This is a genomic window from Undibacterium sp. GrIS 1.2 (assembly GCF_040544435.1).
GTDB lineage: Bacteria > Pseudomonadota > Gammaproteobacteria > Burkholderiales > Burkholderiaceae_D > Undibacterium.
Map to the genome: position 1 here is coordinate 1 of NZ_JBEONP010000069.1, position 16,688 is coordinate 16,688.

The window sequence follows — 16,688 nt, forward strand, 5'->3', positions numbered from 1 at the left end:
CCACGCCATGATTGCCACTCTTTAAATTTATCCTGTTGCTATTGTCTCATTTGAGGTAAACACTCTGCTTGGCTTTTTATCGTGCAAAGATCTCGGTTTGTACTTTCGATTTTATTTTGCTTACAGGACATCTGATTATGGCAATTGGCACATTTCCGGCGAACAGCTCAAGTAAGGCAGGGTTAAACACTGTTGGTACTGAGAATACTCAAGATAAGATGCGCTATCTGCGGCATGAGGACGGCAAGTATAGAAATCCGGTACAGATACAAAGGACCAGCTTTTTCAAAACATTGCAAATCGCCTTGACCTTCCTTTTTAATAAACCAGCCAATACCATACCGGCAGGACAAATCCCTGTACAAACGTTGACGAGTGAACAGTTACTAGCCGCGCCTGATCAATCTTTATTCCGCCTGGGTCATTCCACTTTATTGCTAAAACTGCGTGGTGAGTTTTGGCTGACTGATCCTGTATTTTCCGAGCGGGCATCACCGTTCCAGTGGATGGGCCCAAAACGTTTCCATCAGCCACCGATCAGTATTGCGGACCTGCCGCCGATCAAGGGCGTGATTTTGTCGCACGATCATTATGATCATCTGGACTATGCTGCAGTGTTACAACTGGCCGATAAAGTCGAACATTTTTTAACGCCGCTGGGTGTTGGTGATACCTTAATTAAATGGGGCATCGCTGCTCACAAGGTTCAACAACTGGATTGGTGGCAAAGTACTACAGTAGACGGTATCGAATTGACGGCGACACCTGCGCAACATTTTTCCGGTCGCGGCCTCAACGATGGGAATCAAACTCTTTGGTCGTCTTGGGTAATCCGTGAAACCAATGACGAGGCTGAGCAGAATTTAAACCTGTTTTTTAGTGGCGATAGTGGCTACTTTGATGGCTTTAAACAGATCGGCGATAAGTTCGGTCCCTTCGATCTGACTATGATAGAAACCGGCGCCTACAATCACCAGTGGCCAGATGTCCACATGCAGCCTGAGCAGACTTTACAGGCGCATCTGGACTTACGTGGAAAACATTTGCTGCCGGTTCATAACGGCACGTTTGATCTATCGTTGCATGTCTGGCATGAGCCGTTTGACCGCATTACGGCCTTGGCTGATGCACGTAATGTCCCGATCAGCACACCTCAAATGGGTGAGCCACTCAGCATGACCAAGCCACATGCAGGTGAGGCCTGGTGGATATCAGCGAAATAGGGTCTGTTACTTAATTTCTTTCTCTAAAAACGCCCAAACATCAGGATCAGACATCGCAGCAATGTTGATACGCATCTTGGTCGAGGGCAGTTGATTGGGGGAAAATAAGCTCCCTGGCGCAAGCAAAAAACCTTGCTCCATTGCCTTCTCTGTCAGTACATTGGTGTCGCAGCCGGTATCAGTCCACAAAAACATACCGGCAGGTGTGCGGTAATCAACTTTCATCCCGAGGTTTTCTACTCGCTTGGTCACGTCATCCCGTACAGAATCCAGTTTGACGCGGATGCGGTCTACGTGTTTGCGGTAATGACCTTCTGATAAAATTTTATACACGACACGCTCACCGATCTCTGTCGTAGTCAGCGTGGATAACATCTTGCGGTCAGATAAGCGCACAGCTAATTCATGTGAGGTAGCGATAAATCCTACGCGCAGATTGGCAGCTAGAGTTTTAGAAAATCCACCCAGATAAATCACACGGTTTAATTGGTCTAAGGCGGCAATGCGGGTCGCAGCTTGTACTGCTGTGCCGGGATGCATGTCGCAGTAAATATCATCTTCCACAACCATAAAATCATGTTCTTCTGCCGTCTTCAATACCTGAAACGCCTTGGCCGCCGACAGGGACGTGGAGGTCGGGTTATGCATGACAGAATTAATGATATAGAGCTTGGGCTTATGCAGCGCCGCCAGCTCGGCTAGCTTGATCACATCGGGACCGTCATGCAAGCGCGGTATGCCAATCACTTTGGCACCCAAAATCGCAAATGAGGCAAACATTAAAAACCAGGCGGGATCATCGACAAAAATCGTGTCACCGGGGCGAGTAAATTCGCGTGCCACCAAATCCAGCGCCTGCGTAACACCGGTCGTCATGATGATTTGCTCTGGTGCTGCGGCGATTTCCAGTTCTGCTAATTTCAGTTGCAGTTGCTGGCGCAGTGGTAAAAATCCCTGCGGCGTACCGTAGTGTAAAAGCAGGTTTTGATTGAGGCGACTGATCGCTCGCAAGCCGTTGGCTACCAGTTCACCGTCCAGCCAGTCATGTGGTAGCAGACCGGCGCCCGGCATTTTTTGCGGCGGCAATTGGCGGAACATATTCCGCACCAGCCACACCACATCGAGTTGTTGCCCTGACGGCAAAGCCTCAGCAGCATTATTAGCGTTATTGCTGTTGATCATCGAGGCACGTTCTCGTACAAAAAAGCCCGAGCCGCGACGTGATTCCAGATAACCCTTGGCGACCAGCCGGTCGTAAGCCTCAACCACCGTAAAGCGAGATACGCGCTGTTCGTCCGCAAACTGCCGGATCGACGGCATCCGCGCACCGGTGCGTAGTAATTTGTCGTCGATACGGGTAGCAATGTTACGGACAATTTGCTCGACCAGAGAACCGCCAGAATCGCGCGAAATTATGCTTCGATTCGTGCTTCCGATTGCGCTCACATTTGTGCCTCGATTCTTGTCGCCACTCGTGCTGCCATTTGTATCGCTATTCCTGCTACCGTTAATCATAGGATGCCTGCCAATCGGATAGGTGTATCGGGAAAAAGACCGTAACAGTGCGTGAATTATCGTTTTTATTGTACTGGTACTGTATTGGTTTTTGCGGCTAGGATAGCACAACTCCTACACCAACCTGCAAGGAATGCTATGAAAATTCTCACCGCCAATACATTACTGACGCTACCGCCAAATGGCTTGCTGTCTGTGTCTGCCGAGTCGGCACTGTGCTTGCAAATCAAATGCGGTTTGGTGTGGATTACGATTGAGAATGATGCCTACGATTACTGGTTATCGACGGGGCAGAGTTTGATGATGCCGCCGCTAAAGCGAGTGGTAATTGAGGCAGATCGTCAGGCTAGTGAGATCCAAATTTGTGTTGTTATCGAAAACAGCCTGCCTGAGCAAACGCCCTTAACTCATCAGAGTTCAAGCTTGGTCTTGAGCAAGCAGCTTGAACCTGTAGCATCCTTCCTGCACGCTGATGATGCAATCAGGGCCGAAACAATTTGCGACCCGCGGTGAGATTGGGGGAGTTGCCAGATGAAGCGGTATGCATAGCGCCCCCCTGACGATACTGAAAATATTTGCCTTATACCCATAAAGAAAAAAGTAAAAAATAGGGGAGTATGTGAATAAATATACCTTATTGTCCAAATAATCATTGGACATTAAAAATTACACCCTTCTAGTATATTTTATTGAATAGGAAGTCCGTGATGCCGTTTGCTCAAATTCAATTTGCTGAAGTGCTGGCTTTTACCACCTTTGCCTGGATCGCTTCTTTTACGCCTGGCCCTAATGTGGCAATCGCTGCGACCACTGGTGTTAATCATGGCCTGCGCGCCGCCTTGCCACAGGTGGCGGGTGTGCCGATCGGCTTTGTGGTGCTGATGTGGGTGGTCGGTTTGGGCGGCATCGCTATTTTGCAAGCCAGCCCCTATCTAGTCTGGGGTATGAAACTGGCAGGGATTGCTTATCTTTTGTACCTGGCTTTTAAGTTATGTTTTTCCCGTCAGTTGTCTTCCAGCGACGCGATTAAACCTTTAAGTCTTCCTCAAGCTGCATTGTTTCAGATCGTCAACCCCAAAGCATGGATGATGCTGGTCGCCGCGACCTCAACTTATGCCATAGGGCATGCTGATTTTGTTGTCCGTATGGCTTGGATGAGTCTGGGATTTACCATTCCGAGTGCGCTGAGTATTCTCGCTTGGGCATGGATGGGGCAAAGTTTGCGCAACTGGTTGCTGGTCGGCAATCGTCTGAGAAATTTTAATCTCGTGATGGGATTGGCATTAGCGTTGACGGCGATGTGGATGCTGACCTTATAAGTGATGATAAAGCGAGGAATTCTCGCCCAATACCAATTAGCTGGCAGCGATAGCGTTATTGGCAATCGGCAGATCAATGAAGAATCATCGGTAGTCGTGTTGAAAAGAGACAGACCTCCAAATTAAATCAAGCGGATTGTCTGTAATTGGGGGTGTTAATCGGGTGATGAGGGGCTTACAATGGAGGTCTGTCAGTGAAAACAATTGTCCCGCTTCACTCTATAAAATCAGGCACTTGCCTCGGTTCTCATTAGCAATTTCACCAGGTAGTTTAGTCATTGCCGAGATTGCTTTTTGCACTACATTGCACCGAGTCAGGCATACGCCACAACTTTTTTGGAAATCACCATGTCGTTTTACGAAAAACTCCAAGCTTTGAATATTGAGTTACCAGCAGTCGCAGTACCGGCCGCTGCGTATGTTATGTATGCACAAACTGGTAACACTGTGTTTTTGTCCGGTCATATTGCAAAAAAAGACGGCAAAGTCTGGGTCGGTCAATTAGGTAAAAACATCAGCACTGAAGAAGGCAAAGCTGCCGCACGTGCAGTCGCGATTGATTTGATCGCTACCCTGCAAGCAGCTTGCGGTGGCGACCTGAATTGCGTTAAACGGATTGTAAAAGTCATGAGTCTAGTCAATTCCACAGGCGACTTTACAGAACAGCATTTAGTCACAAACGGCGCGTCAGAATTATTTGGTGAGATTTTTGGTGAGCAAGGCAAGCATGCCCGTTCAGCTTTCGGCGTAGCACAGATCCCGATGGGCGCTTGCGTTGAAATTGAATTGATTGCTGAGATTGCCTAGTTGGATCAACTCAAAATTACCTGAAGTGATTCAGATTAATTTAGAGTAATGCAGACAATTGACCGATTATAAAAACAGTACAACATAAAAATACAGAGTGAATGAGACCAGTATGAAACTTGAAAATCCTAGCCCGATGCAGTGGAAATTTTCTGAGCGTGCAGAGCAGTTGCAAGGCTCCGTAATCCGTGAAATTCTTAAAGTCACGATGCGTCCAGAAGTGATTTCTTTTGCCGGTGGTTTGCCGTCACCAGAGACGTTTCCAATCGACCGTATGCGGGCAGCGTTTGATCTGGTTTTATCCAAGCAAGGAAAGTCGGCATTGCAATACGGACCGACCGATGGCTATGCGCCTTTGCGTCAATTCATCGCGGATTCTTTGTCCAACGATGTGACCAAAATTTCCCCAGAGCAGATATTGATGGTTTCTGGCTCACAACAAGGTTTAGATTTGTTGGGTAAAGTATTGATCGACAAAGGCAGTAAGATTTTGGTTGAGACGCCGACTTACCTTGGTGCTTTGCAGGCGTTTTCTTTGTATCAGCCTGAGTATGTTTCTGTCGATGGTGATGCACACGGTTTGTTGCCATCGTCAGTTGCGGCAAAAGGACAGGGTGCGCGTTTATTGTATGCCTTGCCTAACTTCCAGAATCCGACTGGCCTGACCTTATCGGTTGAACGTCGCTACGAATTAGTCGACACCTGCGCACGTCTGGGTTTGCCACTGATTGAAGATAATCCCTACGGCGATTTATGTTACAGCGGCGAACCTCTGCCAAAAATGCTGACGATGAATCCCGATGGTGTGATCTACATGGGTTCGTTCTCAAAAATTCTTACGCCTGGTATTCGTCTCGGTTATGTGGTTGGTCCTGCGCCGTTGATCCGTAAATTAGAGCAGGCAAAACAAGCTGCCGATTTACACACGTCTACGTTGACTCAGATGGTAGTGTATGAAGTGATCAAAGATGGCTTCCTGAACGAACACATTCCAACGATCCGTCATTTTTATTCAGGTCAATGCGATGTGATGCTGGCCGCGATGACAAAGCATTTTCCAGCCAGCGTGACATGGACGCGTCCAGAGGGCGGCATGTTTATCTGGGTGACATTGCCTACGCACGTCAATAGCAAACAGTTATTGGATGAAGCGATTGCGCAGAATGTGGCATTCGTTCCTGGTGCGCCGTTTTATGCAGATAATCCGGCTACAAATACCTTGCGTTTGAGCTTTGTGACCGTATCGCCAGAGCGGATTAATGAAGGGATTGAGAAGTTGGGTAAACTAATACAGTCTAAGTTGTAATCTGAATCCAAGAGAAAAACAAATGAGCCACATCGGCTCATTTGTTTTTCTGGCTGCTGAAAAAGTCGCTGTTTTACTATTTACGTAGATCAAATATCTTCACAAGTATTCAATTTTTCAACAAACCTTCCCGGCAAATAAACTCCATTATTTGCGTCACGCCATCACCCGTTTTTAAATTTGTAAAAATAAACGGACGATCACCGCGCATACGTTTGGCGTCTTGCGCCATGATGTCTAAGTTAGCCCCAACATGCGGCGCCAAGTCTGTTTTATTAATGATCAACAAATCGGAGCGGGTGATGCCCGGTCCGCCCTTGCGTGGGATTTTCTCCCCACCGGCGACGTCGATCACATAAATCGTTAAGTCGGATAGTTCGGGGCTAAAAGTTGCAGCTAAATTATCGCCGCCAGACTCGACCAGAATTAAATCTAGGTTAGGAAAATCAGCGCACATTCGTGAGATCGCTTCCAGATTGATGGACGCATCTTCGCGGATCGCTGTGTGTGGACAGCCGCCGGTCTCTACACCCATCAAACGTTCTGCCGGTAAGGCATCTGCGCGTAACAGGATTTCCATATCTTCTTTGGTGTAGATGTCGTTAGTGATGACCGCCATCTCGTAGTCGTCACGCATCGCTTTACATAACATTTCGCACAGTGTCGTTTTGCCCGAACCTACCGGGCCGCCGATGCCGACGCGCAATGGATTTGATGCTTGTGCACTTATTTTTGAGTCGGTTTGCGTACTGATTTGGGTATTCATTTGGGTACTGACATTGGAATTCATATGGACTCTCAAAAATTTAAATTCGGTAAGTGTGATGTTGGCGTTAGGAGCGATATAGACGGCTATATTGCACTTCATGCTGCATCGATAGCAGAGATAATCCTGGCGCCCAGCTGGATAATTCATCGTCGTTCAGAGTTTGCGCGGTGTTTGCCGCCGCCTCTAATGCCTCAGTCAAACTGAGTAACAGGGCTTGTCCCGCGACTTGTCCCAGTGGCACGGATTTGACGCACACTAGCACCTGATTTTCTGCCCATGAAAATAACATGCCGAGTAGTGCTGCCTCTGCAGGTACTTTCAACGCAACCGCGCTACATGCTAATGCGGTGGGGAAGGGGACTTCGCTCAGACTTTGCAAACAAGCCAGCAATGCTGGATCAACCTTACTGTCGTCCAGTTTTAAATCCACTAATAGCTTACCGAGCGAATACCCCATTTGTACTGTCTCCGCCCGAAATTCTGCGGTGTCCCGCGCCGCCAAAAAACGTTCGGTCCACAGACAGATCGAAGCCTGATCGCGTTTTTCAAAAGCGTGCAGCAGTCGCCACAAAATCGGCGCTTCAAAACAGGCTAGCACCTCGACTAATTGCTGCGATATCCATTGTCTGGCAGTGGCTGAATTTTTCACCAGACCTTGTTCAATCGCACTCTCTAAGCCTTGAGAATAGCTATATGCGCCAACCGGCAGCGATGGGCTGGCCAGTTGCAGCAAATGCAGCAATGCAGTGGTTTGTATCATTAGCTGGCAGTGTTAGTTTTTGTCAGAAGGACGATGTATTTTTTGTCGCAACGGGATGGGTGCAAGTGGATTGTTCGGATGACCGTCGTCGCCATGATGATGACCACCGCCATAGGCACCGGCTTCTGGCTCAAATGCAGCAAGTTCTTCCTCTACCTGAGCGCCCAAACCTTCTAACATCTCTTTAAGTACATTGTCGTGACGGATACGTAAAAAACCATCACCAACCTGAGCTTGTGTGTGCCGGTTACCTAAATGGAACGCACAGCGCAACAAAGCCTGGGCCGAATCGCAAACGACTTTATAAGTCGGTTCTGCCGCAGCGACGATTTTGACGACGAAGCCGTCTTCGCTAGCGATCAGATCGCCATTGCGCAAGACGCTACCACGCACCGTGAGTAAGGCAATATCCTCGCCTGAGGTGAGGGTAGCGCGAAAGCGACTTTTTTCGCGTATCTGAAAAGGTAAAACTAATTCGCCATCGATATGATCTGTGTGTTGAATTTTTGTGTGCAGGGTACGCATGGGTTTGCTATAACGAAAGCTGGGATGTTTTTCGGTGCGCATGTTTTTTGCATTGCGCTTCTATAGTGCTATTGTGTTCGTGTTTCATCAAAATACCTTACAAAAACAAATTATAAAAATAATTCATAAAAAAGGTATGCACATTGTATGCCATGCCTTTTATATAAAATGACGGCGCTCTGTGCCGTGTTTTACCTGAACTGGCTTATACGACGACAAAGCTGACATGCTTGTTATTGATGATGCCGTATTACTGGAAGTTCTTCGCTTTTCCATTCTTTAATTTATCCGGGAGTTCTGACATGAAAAAAAACGCCTTAATTTTCCCCGTGTTGTGCATGCTACTTGCAGGTGTAAACATAGGTGCTCATGCACAAACGATCAGTTCTAAGCAGCAATATACCGAAGATACTAAAAGAGCTGCAACCCGATATGCCGATGATAAAAAGTTGTGCGCAGAAGAGAGTACATCCGCTTCTCGCATGCAATGTCTGCGGGACGCCAAAACCGAATATAACAATGCATTGGCTACCGCAAAATCGAATATGCAGGCAGTCACCGTATCAACCAAGTCGGGCGCAAACTGCGCTGGCTGCGGTCGTGTGCTATCGGTCAATGTGAGTGATAAAGAAGGGGAAGGCAGTGCATTGGGCTTAATTGCTGGCGGTGTCGCCGGTGCACTATTAGGTAACCAGGTCGGTAATGGCACCGGGCGCGATCTGGCAACGGTTGCTGGTGCAGCTGGCGGTGCCTATGCAGGTCGTAAGATTGAGCAAAAAGCAAAATCGTCCAAAGTCTGGGCGGTCGCCGTGCAATATGATAATGGCGATAAAAACACTTTTAATTTCGACCATGATCCAGGATTCGGTAGCGGTGATCTGGTCAGAAACAGTGGCGATAGCATTATCCGCCGTTAATTTTTTGAGTATTCTTGTTAGCGAATTACGCAAATTTGCAGAGATTATTAAGCGAGGCGATTTGCGTAGGCTGGAGATGGGCAGAGTATTTTCATCGATAATGTAATCAGAGCCTTCGTGGATACTAATAAGCACACAAGGTTTGCTCTATTGACAGGAGCGAGGGCTAAGCTTGCTTGCAAGTCTTGGTTGGGGTCATCATGGAATCGTAAATAGTGGCGAAACTATCCTTACATTTCAGTTTTCTATCTTGCCCATTTTCGTTGCTTCTTAGTATTTTATTGCCCTACGCCTAGATCGTTCTTGTAAATACCAAATCCAGTCGTTAGACTAGACGCTCATTATCCCAATAAAAACAAGGGAATGCTCAATGTTAAGCAACAAGCAAATACAGCCACTGTCAGGACTAAAGTTGTTCAGTGTTCTCGCCTTGGTTTGCGCCTGTTTTTCTGGTTCAAATGCGCAAGCTGAATCATGTAAAGCGTTGATTGCAGCAGGCAATCCAGAATATCCTCCTTATTTATGGCGTGACCCCAGTGATGAAAGCAGGTTAATCGGTGCAAATGCCGATTTAATGCAGTTATTATCAAAAGAGTTAGGCATACCGATTGAAGTCAAGTATGTTGGTACTTGGGGGCGCGTGCAGGAGGAGGCTAAGCTTGGTCGTATTGACTTGATTGCGGGAGCTTTTTTCACTCAACCCAGACTGGATTACATGGATTATTTTTATCCGGCTTTCCGTGAAACGCATTCTGTAATCTGGACAAAAGCAAATAAGTCTCTCAACTATAAGAAGTGGAGCGATCTGCAGGGCAAACAGGGAGTCACGGTGATCAATAATAGCTTTGGTGACGATTTTGATCATTATGCTAAAGAATCATTGAAAATAGCTACCGTTGCTAGCCTTGAATCAGCATTGAAAATGTTGACTTTATCGCGCTCGGATTATTTGATTTATGAAGAAGATCCTAGTCTCGCCTACGTGGCTAAGCTGAATATCACCGGCTTAAAAATAGTCACGCCAGCGATTAGTAATGAGGGCTTATTTTTAACTTTCTCGCACCAATCGCCATGTAATACCGGAGAAATGCGCGGGCGCGTTGCAAAGGCAATGATCAAATTGACCAAGCAGAATGTGATGGATAAATTAATTGAAAATAACATTCAGCTCTGGCGTAAAAAAAGTGACTGAGGTGTTCAAGACGTTACGCATATATCTGAGTGAATGTCTGTTAATCAGGCTCTTTTTGCAAAAATAGCTAACGGCGAAATCTGCAAAGTTCAGTGAATGCCAGTCGTTTCCTTGCAGCGAAAATAAAACTGTATATGGCAACTGGCAACTCTATAAGCAACTCTACAAGGCTCATGTTGGGAAAACTTTCTCTTCGTCAAATTTTGATTTTAGGCGTCGCATTAGGAATCTTACTGCCAGCCTTGGTCGTCGGACGATTTTTGCTAGTGGATCGGTACGAGCGTGAGTTGGATCTACGTGTGCGTACCCCAATGTCGCAATACGCGGACATGCTATCCAGCGCGATGGCGGTTCCAGTCTGGAATGTAGATAAAGAAGTTGCTACCCAATTTGTTAAAGCCGTCATGCGTGACCCGGCAGTTCTGCAAGTCACCGTTGAAGATGAATCCCGAAGCCAGTTTGTCCACATCGAAATTGCCGAGCGACGCATCGGTGAAGTCATGCATGAAGAGCGTCCGATTTTTTTAAATAATAAACAAATTGGTAAGGTCATCATTGAACTGAGTACAGGGCGTTTGGATCACGATTTACTGATTGATTTCTTGAAGTTGGGCGGCGCAATCCTTGCGCAGGTTTTAATTTCATTTGGTTTTATCCTGCTGTTATTTGAGCGTAGGATCGTACATCCATTGCAGGCGCTGCAAAATATTACTGCCGATCTGGCACGTGGCAAACTGGACAAAGCGGTGATCTGGCATCGCAAGGATGAGATTGGCAGCTTTGCCAATAGCCTGGACAAAATGCGGCTTGATCTGGGCGCTTTGCTCTCAGAGCGCGATCTGAAAAATGAGATACTCCAACAAGAATTAAATGATCGTTTGCGTGCAGAGCAAGCCTTGCGTTTTACCGAAGAAAAATTCACCGCGATTTTTCATGCCTCTCCGGTTGCTATGACGGTATTTCGTAAAACAACCAGTTTCACGATGATTGATGTCAATGATGCCTGGGTCAGACAATTTGGCTGGTCGCATGATGACATCTTAAATAGCCCAGAAAAACAGATCGCACTATGGCGAAATAAAGAAGATTTAGATGCCGTAATGCAAAACGTAGAACACCATGGCGAGATCCATGATTACGAGGCATGGCTACATTGCGGCCATCAGGAAAAAATCCTTCTGTGTAATATTTCTGGTAGGTTAATACGCTTGAGTGAAGAGTCTTTACTGGTATTGGTGCAAGAAGATATCACTGAAAAACGTCATAACGAATCCGAAATTCGTACCCTTAACAGCAGTTTAGAGCGCAGGGTGTCAGAGCGAACTAACGCACTTGAGATCGCCAACTCCGAGTTGACGATCGTGCTTGAGAATCTCCAGCGGGCGCAGCATGAGCTGTTGCGCACCGAAAAAATGGCCGCACTTGGCTCCCTGGTGGCGGGCATCGCGCATGAGTTAAATACGCCTATCGGTACCAGCGTGACCATTGCCAGCACTTTGCAGCAGCATACCGAGCAAATCATCGCCGGGATGAAGACTGGGATGCGGCGCTCCACTCTGGATGAGTTTTTACAAAATACGCGCAACGGCACAGACATTTTAATGCGTAATCTTGGTAAAGCATCCGAACTGGTGGTCAGTTTTAAACAAGTTGCGGTCGATCAGACCAGTGCCAATCGGCGTCTGTTTGTGTTGGATGAAACCATTGCAGAAATTGTTCTGACCCTAGGTCCGACCATACGCAAGACCCGGCATGAGGTGGTGTATACGATACCGCCTAAAATTATTCTGGATAGTTACCCCGGTCCTCTGGGGCAAGTCCTGACCAACCTGATCAACAATGCGTTTATTCATGCTTTTGAAGGTGACACCCGCGGTGTGGTGGATATTTCTGCCAAATTGTTTGAAGAAGATAGAGTGGAAATTGTGGTCAGCGATAATGGCAAAGGCATACCGGCCGCCAATCTCGGACGCATATTTGACCCGTTTTTTACCACTAAACTCGGGCAGGGCGGTAGCGGATTAGGGCTCAATATTGTGTATAACCTAGTGACTGGCGTACTCGATGGGCACATCAGTGTTGACAGCATCATCGACCAAGGCACTATCTTTATCATTAGCTTGCCCTTAACTGTTTTTAAAAAATAAAAACCAATTTGATACCCTGAATTTTGCAGACGCCCTCGCTTCTGTTAAAGTCCCGCCCATGAGTAAATTATCCCTAGATAAAATCCTGCAATCGCAAGGATTTGGCACCCGAAAATACTGTCGCGAGCTAATCGATGACGGCGAACTGAGCATCGCTGGCGAAGTGATGGACAGTTATAAAACGACCGTGGAAACCGATGGTCTGACTTTTCATATTTTTGATGAAGAGTGGGAATATCGTGAACATATTTATATCGTTCTCAACAAGCCCGCTAATTTTGAATGTTCACGCAAACCTAGCCACCATCCAGGTGTATTGAGCCTTTTGCCAGAACAGTTTTCGTGGCGCGATGTGCAGCCGGTAGGCCGCCTGGACCATGATACGACGGGTATGTTGTTGATGTCGGACGATGGCCCATTTATCCACGCCCAGTCTTCGCCTAAACGACATATTCCAAAAGTGTATGTTGCAACCACGGCGGAACCTGTGACTAGCGAATTGGTAGAAAAGCTATTGGCAGGCGTGCAATTACATGATGAACCAGCGCCATTGGCAGCGCAAACCTGCCGCCAGCTTTCTGCTCATCAGCTTGAGATCGTCTTGGAGCAAGGCAAGTACCATCAGGTCAAGCGCATGCTGGCAGCAGCCGGCAATCATTGTGCGGCGTTGAGCAGAACTGCTGTCGGACAACTAACATTGCAGTCTCTGGGTTTGGAAGAGGGCGAATGGTGTTATCTCACCCAGCAACAAATGGCGCTCTTGGTACCTGCATAAAATGACTGTTTGTTGCGATTATGTAATTTGAATTCTTAGCATCACTTTTATTGTTGGTTTTAGCTTAAGCTTCAACATCATTATCAGTTACGAGGAGTCACTATGCCTGTCGTCGCTATCGTCAATCCTAAAGGTGGTGTTGGTAAAAGTACCTTCGCCACTAACCTGGCCGGATACTTTGCCTCGCAAGGACATAAGGTGATGCTGGGCGATGCGGACAAGCAGCAATCATCACGTACATGGTTGTCGTTGCGCCCTGCCAATTTGCCAGCGATCAGCGCCTGGGAAATCCAAGACGGTCATATCGCAAAACCACCTAAAGGGACGACACATATCGTGTTGGATACGCCTGCAGGTCTAAGCGGTAGCAAATTAGATGCAGTCTTAAAACTGGCGGACAAGGTGATTGTCCCTCTGCAACCTTCTATTTTTGACATCCTCGCCACGGAGGATTTTTTGAAAAAACTCAATAAGCGGGACAAGAACTACCAATTAGCCGTGCTAGGTATGCGAGTCAATGGCCGTAGCCGGGCCTCTGATCAATTGGCGCACTATGTCGGACAACTAGGCTTACCTGTTCTGGCGTATTTACGTGATACCCAAAACTATATTCAATTGGCAGCACACGGCGCGACTTTGTGGGATGTTGCACCCTCCAGAGTAGAAAAAGATATAGCGCAATGGCAAGACGTGATTGCATGGGTAAATCAGCCTTAAAGCGGCTATAAATCAGCCACGGAAAAGAATTTAGCCGCAAAGCAGAATTGATATGAATTGCCCCGCAATATCAATTTGTGCAAATTCTCGCTGTAGCGATCCCACTCAAAGCGCGGTGGTGCTATCCCTCTGAAGACCGCACGCAGTCTGGGTTTCTGCGAAGTGGTAGCGATCTAATGGAAAATCTGGGTTTAATATACTCCCCATTATTTTATGGAAAAATGCCTGATTGTCCAGTGATTATATGGACGATTAAAATATACTAATGGCAGTATATATTTTGGCGGCGCTTACTTCGCCTGAAAAATCGATGCTGACTTGTTGCAGCAAACGGTCACAGCGCTTTCACTTACGCACCCTCCATCTTGATTGATGGCACTCTTTATTTCCCTAAAGCAGCATGTCTCTCTCTATAATGCCGCATTCGTCACGACGCCTTGCTGCGGCAATTTGGCGTAAATTCTATTTTTATCAAAGACTTAGTACATGCATCACACCATTTTTGACACGCCCATCATCAATACTTTGATGCGTTGGGTTTCTTTATTGATATTGAGACTGATCGGCTGGAAGGTCGAGGGTATTACACCGACCACGCCCAAATACGTGTTGATCGCAGCGCCGCATACGAGCAATTGGGATTTTCCCGTGACTTTGCTGGTTTGTTTTGCTCTGCGTCTTAATGTTTACTGGATGGGTAAAGCCAGTTTGTTTCCACCCGTTGTCGGCGGAGTAATGCGTTGGCTTGGTGGTATCCCAGTGGATCGCACGCGCACTGGCAATTTAGTCCAAAGCACGGTTGAGGCTTTCCAAAACACCTCGTCATTGACAGTGATTGTCCCGCCAGAAGGCACGCGTGGCAATGTCAGCCACTGGAAAACCGGATTTTATTACATCGCCCAAGGCGCTGGTGTACCAATTGCGCTAGGCTACCTGGACTTCAAACGCAAAGTCGGCGGCATAGGCCGTATGTTTGAATTGTCTGGGGATATTACAGTTGATATGGCTGAAATCCAGCGCTTTTATGCAGGGATTACTGGCAAGAATCCGCGCCAGTTTGATGCAGGCAATATCCAGGTGAAATAAGAATGCCCTACGGCACAAACCGTATGTTGGTTATTTGATTTGTGTCTGGTTTGATACCGGTAATGATGGCGGTGCTGGCTATGGCGGTGAAGCTAGCTATTTTGTTTAAGGTTCTAGCGTCGAGACTTTGACATCCATCGTTTTGGGAGGAGTGGGCATACTCACTCCCTGCGCCTTGATGAACAACCACGACATTGGTTTTAATAGAAGCTTCTGGGTCATAGCCTCACACCATGGATGCGATGCCAGCCACACAATGATGGCACTGGCGATAACAGCGATTACAAGAGCCAGTGCATGATCAAGCTTAAAAATCTCATTCAGCATGCCCGTTTGCTGCAGCACAATCAATGCCAGGCCGTGCCACAAAAATACGTACATAGAACGTTGACCAATTTGTGCCAGTCCCCAATTTCTCAGCGATAGCAGATGCAAACAAGCCATACCAACTGTAAGTGAGACAAGGTATTGTGCAATTTGATACGCAGTACCAGTCATATTTGCCATACCAAGACGGTTAAGCGAATAACTGCCATACAGCCAACGATAGTCAAAATCACTGCGCAATAAGAAGGACGCTGTGATCGCAATCGCCACCACCGGCACACTCACAAATGCTAAGCGCTTTTTACCACCATCAAAAAAACCAGGCCCCATTTTCCAGCCCAACAAGAAAAATGGGAAGAAGCTTAAGGTGCGTGAGATGCTTAAAAAATAACCTGTGCTCTCTGAATAGCTGGCAACCAGAGAGACGCCCAAGGCGATCATCACCGGGAACTGCAAGCGCGAAAACATGGGTAGCAGTAAGCGCCATGACAGCAAGCTCAGCAAATACCAAAGCATCCAGTAAGGTGCGAATAGTCCGCTATAAACACTTAAATTACCCTTTAAAAGTAACTCCAGACCTTCGTAGAAAATCTCAAAGACGACAAGGGGAATCACTACATTTTTGACTAGCTGGTTGCTTTGTTTTTCGTCCAGAGATGCTTTAGAAAACATGCCGGATACCAGGGCAAACATTGGCATGTGAAAAGAGTAGATAAACAACCACACCGAGTGCAGCACATGCGCACCAGCGATATGCAATTCAATTAAATGACCAAAGACGACTAAAAATATCAAAACACCTTTGATATTGTCGATTCTGGAATTTCTGCTCAGTGAAGACATCAATATTTCTCTAACTATCTGTAAACATAGGTTTTTTTCGGGAAGTCGCCATGATAACGAATGATCATGAGTTACGCCTGTTAAGTTTGTAACGAAGCTTTGCTAAGTCATGCTAGAAGTTGCTTAAAAAGCATAATTTCAAGCCCAATTTTCATTGGGATAAGCTCAGTTTGGCGCTGTACGCTCGTGCAGATCATCAGCCAGATCAGCGTAAGTTCTTTATTCTGGAAAGATTTCAGAACTATAATTTCAGAATTAAGTTAAGCAGTCTGGGATGAATTTTATCTGGGGGAGGGCAGCAAAATCAGGGCATTAATATGGATACTTCCTGATGGTCTTTCGTCCTCTTTTTGTTTCTGTTCGGTAATTAACTGTAAGCCCTCCATAAACCCCAGATAGCGAGCAGATTTCGTGATTTTTATCGATTTTCGTTCAAAGGTGTGATTCAGGAGAGCTGGCT

Annotated in this window: 16 protein-coding genes; 11 read left to right on the forward strand and 5 right to left on the reverse strand. The window is 46.7% G+C overall.

The window, feature by feature from the left end:
* The first annotated feature begins 218 nt into the window (after positions 1 to 218).
* The gene (locus AAKU61_RS20130) at positions 219 to 1,223 is read left to right on the forward strand and encodes an MBL fold metallo-hydrolase (RefSeq protein WP_354335188.1); all 1,005 of its coding nucleotides are present in this window, start codon (positions 219 to 221) and stop codon (positions 1,221 to 1,223) included.
* A gap of 6 nt (positions 1,224 to 1,229) precedes the next feature.
* Here the strand turns inward: AAKU61_RS20130 and AAKU61_RS20135 are convergent, their stop codons facing one another.
* Complete coding sequence (locus AAKU61_RS20135) at positions 1,230 to 2,738, reverse strand: aminotransferase-like domain-containing protein (protein WP_503012666.1); 1,509 nt, start codon at positions 2,736 to 2,738, stop codon at positions 1,230 to 1,232.
* Positions 2,739 to 2,876: 138 nt separating this feature from the next.
* On the opposite strand from AAKU61_RS20135, the gene AAKU61_RS20140 reads away from it, so the two are divergent.
* The 4 genes from AAKU61_RS20140 to AAKU61_RS20155 all read left to right on the forward strand — a co-directional run bounded on the left by AAKU61_RS20140 (position 2,877) and on the right by AAKU61_RS20155 (position 6,170).
* Positions 2,877 to 3,251, forward strand: a complete 375-nt coding sequence (locus AAKU61_RS20140) for a DUF2917 domain-containing protein (RefSeq protein ID WP_354335169.1) — start codon at positions 2,877 to 2,879, stop codon at positions 3,249 to 3,251.
* A 194-nt stretch (positions 3,252 to 3,445) separates the two neighbouring features.
* Entirely contained in the window at positions 3,446 to 4,057 is a 612-nt protein-coding gene (locus AAKU61_RS20145) for a LysE family translocator (protein ID WP_322118080.1), read from the forward strand.
* Between the two features lie 348 nt (positions 4,058 to 4,405).
* Positions 4,406 to 4,864 carry a RidA family protein gene (locus tag AAKU61_RS20150; RefSeq protein ID WP_354335171.1) on the forward strand — a complete coding sequence of 153 codons (459 nt, stop codon included), beginning with the start codon at positions 4,406 to 4,408 and terminating at the stop codon, positions 4,862 to 4,864.
* Positions 4,865 to 4,976: 112 nt separating this feature from the next.
* Positions 4,977 to 6,170 (forward strand): aminotransferase-like domain-containing protein, encoded by a 1,194-nt coding sequence (locus AAKU61_RS20155; protein ID WP_354335173.1) that lies wholly within the window; start codon positions 4,977 to 4,979, stop codon positions 6,168 to 6,170.
* A 109-nt stretch (positions 6,171 to 6,279) separates the two neighbouring features.
* On the opposite strand, the gene ureG is transcribed toward AAKU61_RS20155, so the two are convergent.
* The 3 genes from ureG to ureE form a co-directional block, all read right to left on the reverse strand.
* On the reverse strand, positions 6,280 to 6,900 hold the full coding sequence (ureG, locus tag AAKU61_RS20160; RefSeq protein ID WP_354335190.1) for an urease accessory protein UreG: 621 nt from the start codon (positions 6,898 to 6,900) through the stop codon (positions 6,280 to 6,282).
* Between the two features lie 103 nt (positions 6,901 to 7,003).
* Positions 7,004 to 7,696, reverse strand: coding sequence for an urease accessory protein UreF (locus AAKU61_RS20165; RefSeq protein WP_354335192.1), 693 nt, complete (start codon positions 7,694 to 7,696; stop codon positions 7,004 to 7,006).
* A 15-nt stretch (positions 7,697 to 7,711) separates the two neighbouring features.
* Entirely contained in the window at positions 7,712 to 8,224 is a 513-nt protein-coding gene (gene ureE / locus AAKU61_RS20170; RefSeq protein ID WP_354335194.1) for an urease accessory protein UreE, read from the reverse strand.
* Positions 8,225 to 8,526: 302 nt separating this feature from the next.
* Between ureE and AAKU61_RS20175 the strand changes: the two genes are divergently transcribed.
* The 6 genes from AAKU61_RS20175 to AAKU61_RS20200 all read left to right on the forward strand — a co-directional run bounded on the left by AAKU61_RS20175 (position 8,527) and on the right by AAKU61_RS20200 (position 15,058).
* Positions 8,527 to 9,141, forward strand: a complete 615-nt coding sequence (locus AAKU61_RS20175) for an outer membrane lipoprotein (RefSeq protein WP_354335174.1) — start codon at positions 8,527 to 8,529, stop codon at positions 9,139 to 9,141.
* Positions 9,142 to 9,511: 370 nt separating this feature from the next.
* Positions 9,512 to 10,333, forward strand: a complete 822-nt coding sequence (locus AAKU61_RS20180; protein ID WP_354335176.1) for a substrate-binding periplasmic protein — start codon at positions 9,512 to 9,514, stop codon at positions 10,331 to 10,333.
* A gap of 173 nt (positions 10,334 to 10,506) precedes the next feature.
* Positions 10,507 to 12,480, forward strand: coding sequence for an ATP-binding protein (locus tag AAKU61_RS20185; RefSeq protein ID WP_354335178.1), 1,974 nt, complete (start codon positions 10,507 to 10,509; stop codon positions 12,478 to 12,480).
* 58 nt (positions 12,481 to 12,538) lie between these two features.
* Positions 12,539 to 13,255, forward strand: a complete 717-nt coding sequence (locus AAKU61_RS20190) for a pseudouridine synthase (protein WP_354335180.1) — start codon at positions 12,539 to 12,541, stop codon at positions 13,253 to 13,255.
* A gap of 102 nt (positions 13,256 to 13,357) precedes the next feature.
* The gene (locus AAKU61_RS20195; RefSeq protein ID WP_354335182.1) at positions 13,358 to 13,972 is read left to right on the forward strand and encodes a nucleotide-binding protein; all 615 of its coding nucleotides are present in this window, start codon (positions 13,358 to 13,360) and stop codon (positions 13,970 to 13,972) included.
* A gap of 486 nt (positions 13,973 to 14,458) precedes the next feature.
* A complete protein-coding gene (locus AAKU61_RS20200) occupies positions 14,459 to 15,058 on the forward strand; it encodes a lysophospholipid acyltransferase family protein (RefSeq protein WP_354335184.1) in 600 nt (199 codons plus the stop codon).
* Positions 15,059 to 15,163: 105 nt separating this feature from the next.
* On the opposite strand, the gene AAKU61_RS20205 is transcribed toward AAKU61_RS20200, so the two are convergent.
* On the reverse strand, positions 15,164 to 16,228 hold the full coding sequence (locus tag AAKU61_RS20205) for an acyltransferase family protein (protein ID WP_354335186.1): 1,065 nt from the start codon (positions 16,226 to 16,228) through the stop codon (positions 15,164 to 15,166).
* Positions 16,229 to 16,688: the final 460 nt, after the last annotated feature.

What these genes read in the sequence shown, in the direction of transcription:
- AAKU61_RS20180 (WP_354335176.1), top strand. Translation starts at nt 9,512, where the DNA reads ATGTTAAGCAACAAGCAAATACAGCCACTGTCAGGACTAAAGTTGTTC.
- AAKU61_RS20135 (WP_503012666.1), bottom strand. Translation starts at nt 2,738, where the DNA reads ATGATTAACGGTAGCAGGAATAGCGATACAAATGGCAGCACGAGTGGC.
- AAKU61_RS20130 (WP_354335188.1), top strand. Translation starts at nt 219, where the DNA reads ATGCGCTATCTGCGGCATGAGGACGGCAAGTATAGAAATCCGGTACAG.
- AAKU61_RS20155 (WP_354335173.1), top strand. Translation starts at nt 4,977, where the DNA reads ATGAAACTTGAAAATCCTAGCCCGATGCAGTGGAAATTTTCTGAGCGT.
- AAKU61_RS20205 (WP_354335186.1), bottom strand. Translation starts at nt 16,228, where the DNA reads ATGTCTTCACTGAGCAGAAATTCCAGAATCGACAATATCAAAGGTGTT.
- AAKU61_RS20200 (WP_354335184.1), top strand. Translation starts at nt 14,459, where the DNA reads ATGCATCACACCATTTTTGACACGCCCATCATCAATACTTTGATGCGT.
- AAKU61_RS20190 (WP_354335180.1), top strand. Translation starts at nt 12,539, where the DNA reads ATGAGTAAATTATCCCTAGATAAAATCCTGCAATCGCAAGGATTTGGC.
- AAKU61_RS20150 (WP_354335171.1), top strand. Translation starts at nt 4,406, where the DNA reads ATGTCGTTTTACGAAAAACTCCAAGCTTTGAATATTGAGTTACCAGCA.
- AAKU61_RS20175 (WP_354335174.1), top strand. Translation starts at nt 8,527, where the DNA reads ATGAAAAAAAACGCCTTAATTTTCCCCGTGTTGTGCATGCTACTTGCA.
- ureE (WP_354335194.1), bottom strand. Translation starts at nt 8,224, where the DNA reads ATGCGTACCCTGCACACAAAAATTCAACACACAGATCATATCGATGGC.
- AAKU61_RS20145 (WP_322118080.1), top strand. Translation starts at nt 3,446, where the DNA reads ATGCCGTTTGCTCAAATTCAATTTGCTGAAGTGCTGGCTTTTACCACC.
- AAKU61_RS20195 (WP_354335182.1), top strand. Translation starts at nt 13,358, where the DNA reads ATGCCTGTCGTCGCTATCGTCAATCCTAAAGGTGGTGTTGGTAAAAGT.
- AAKU61_RS20185 (WP_354335178.1), top strand. Translation starts at nt 10,507, where the DNA reads ATGTTGGGAAAACTTTCTCTTCGTCAAATTTTGATTTTAGGCGTCGCA.
- AAKU61_RS20140 (WP_354335169.1), top strand. Translation starts at nt 2,877, where the DNA reads ATGAAAATTCTCACCGCCAATACATTACTGACGCTACCGCCAAATGGC.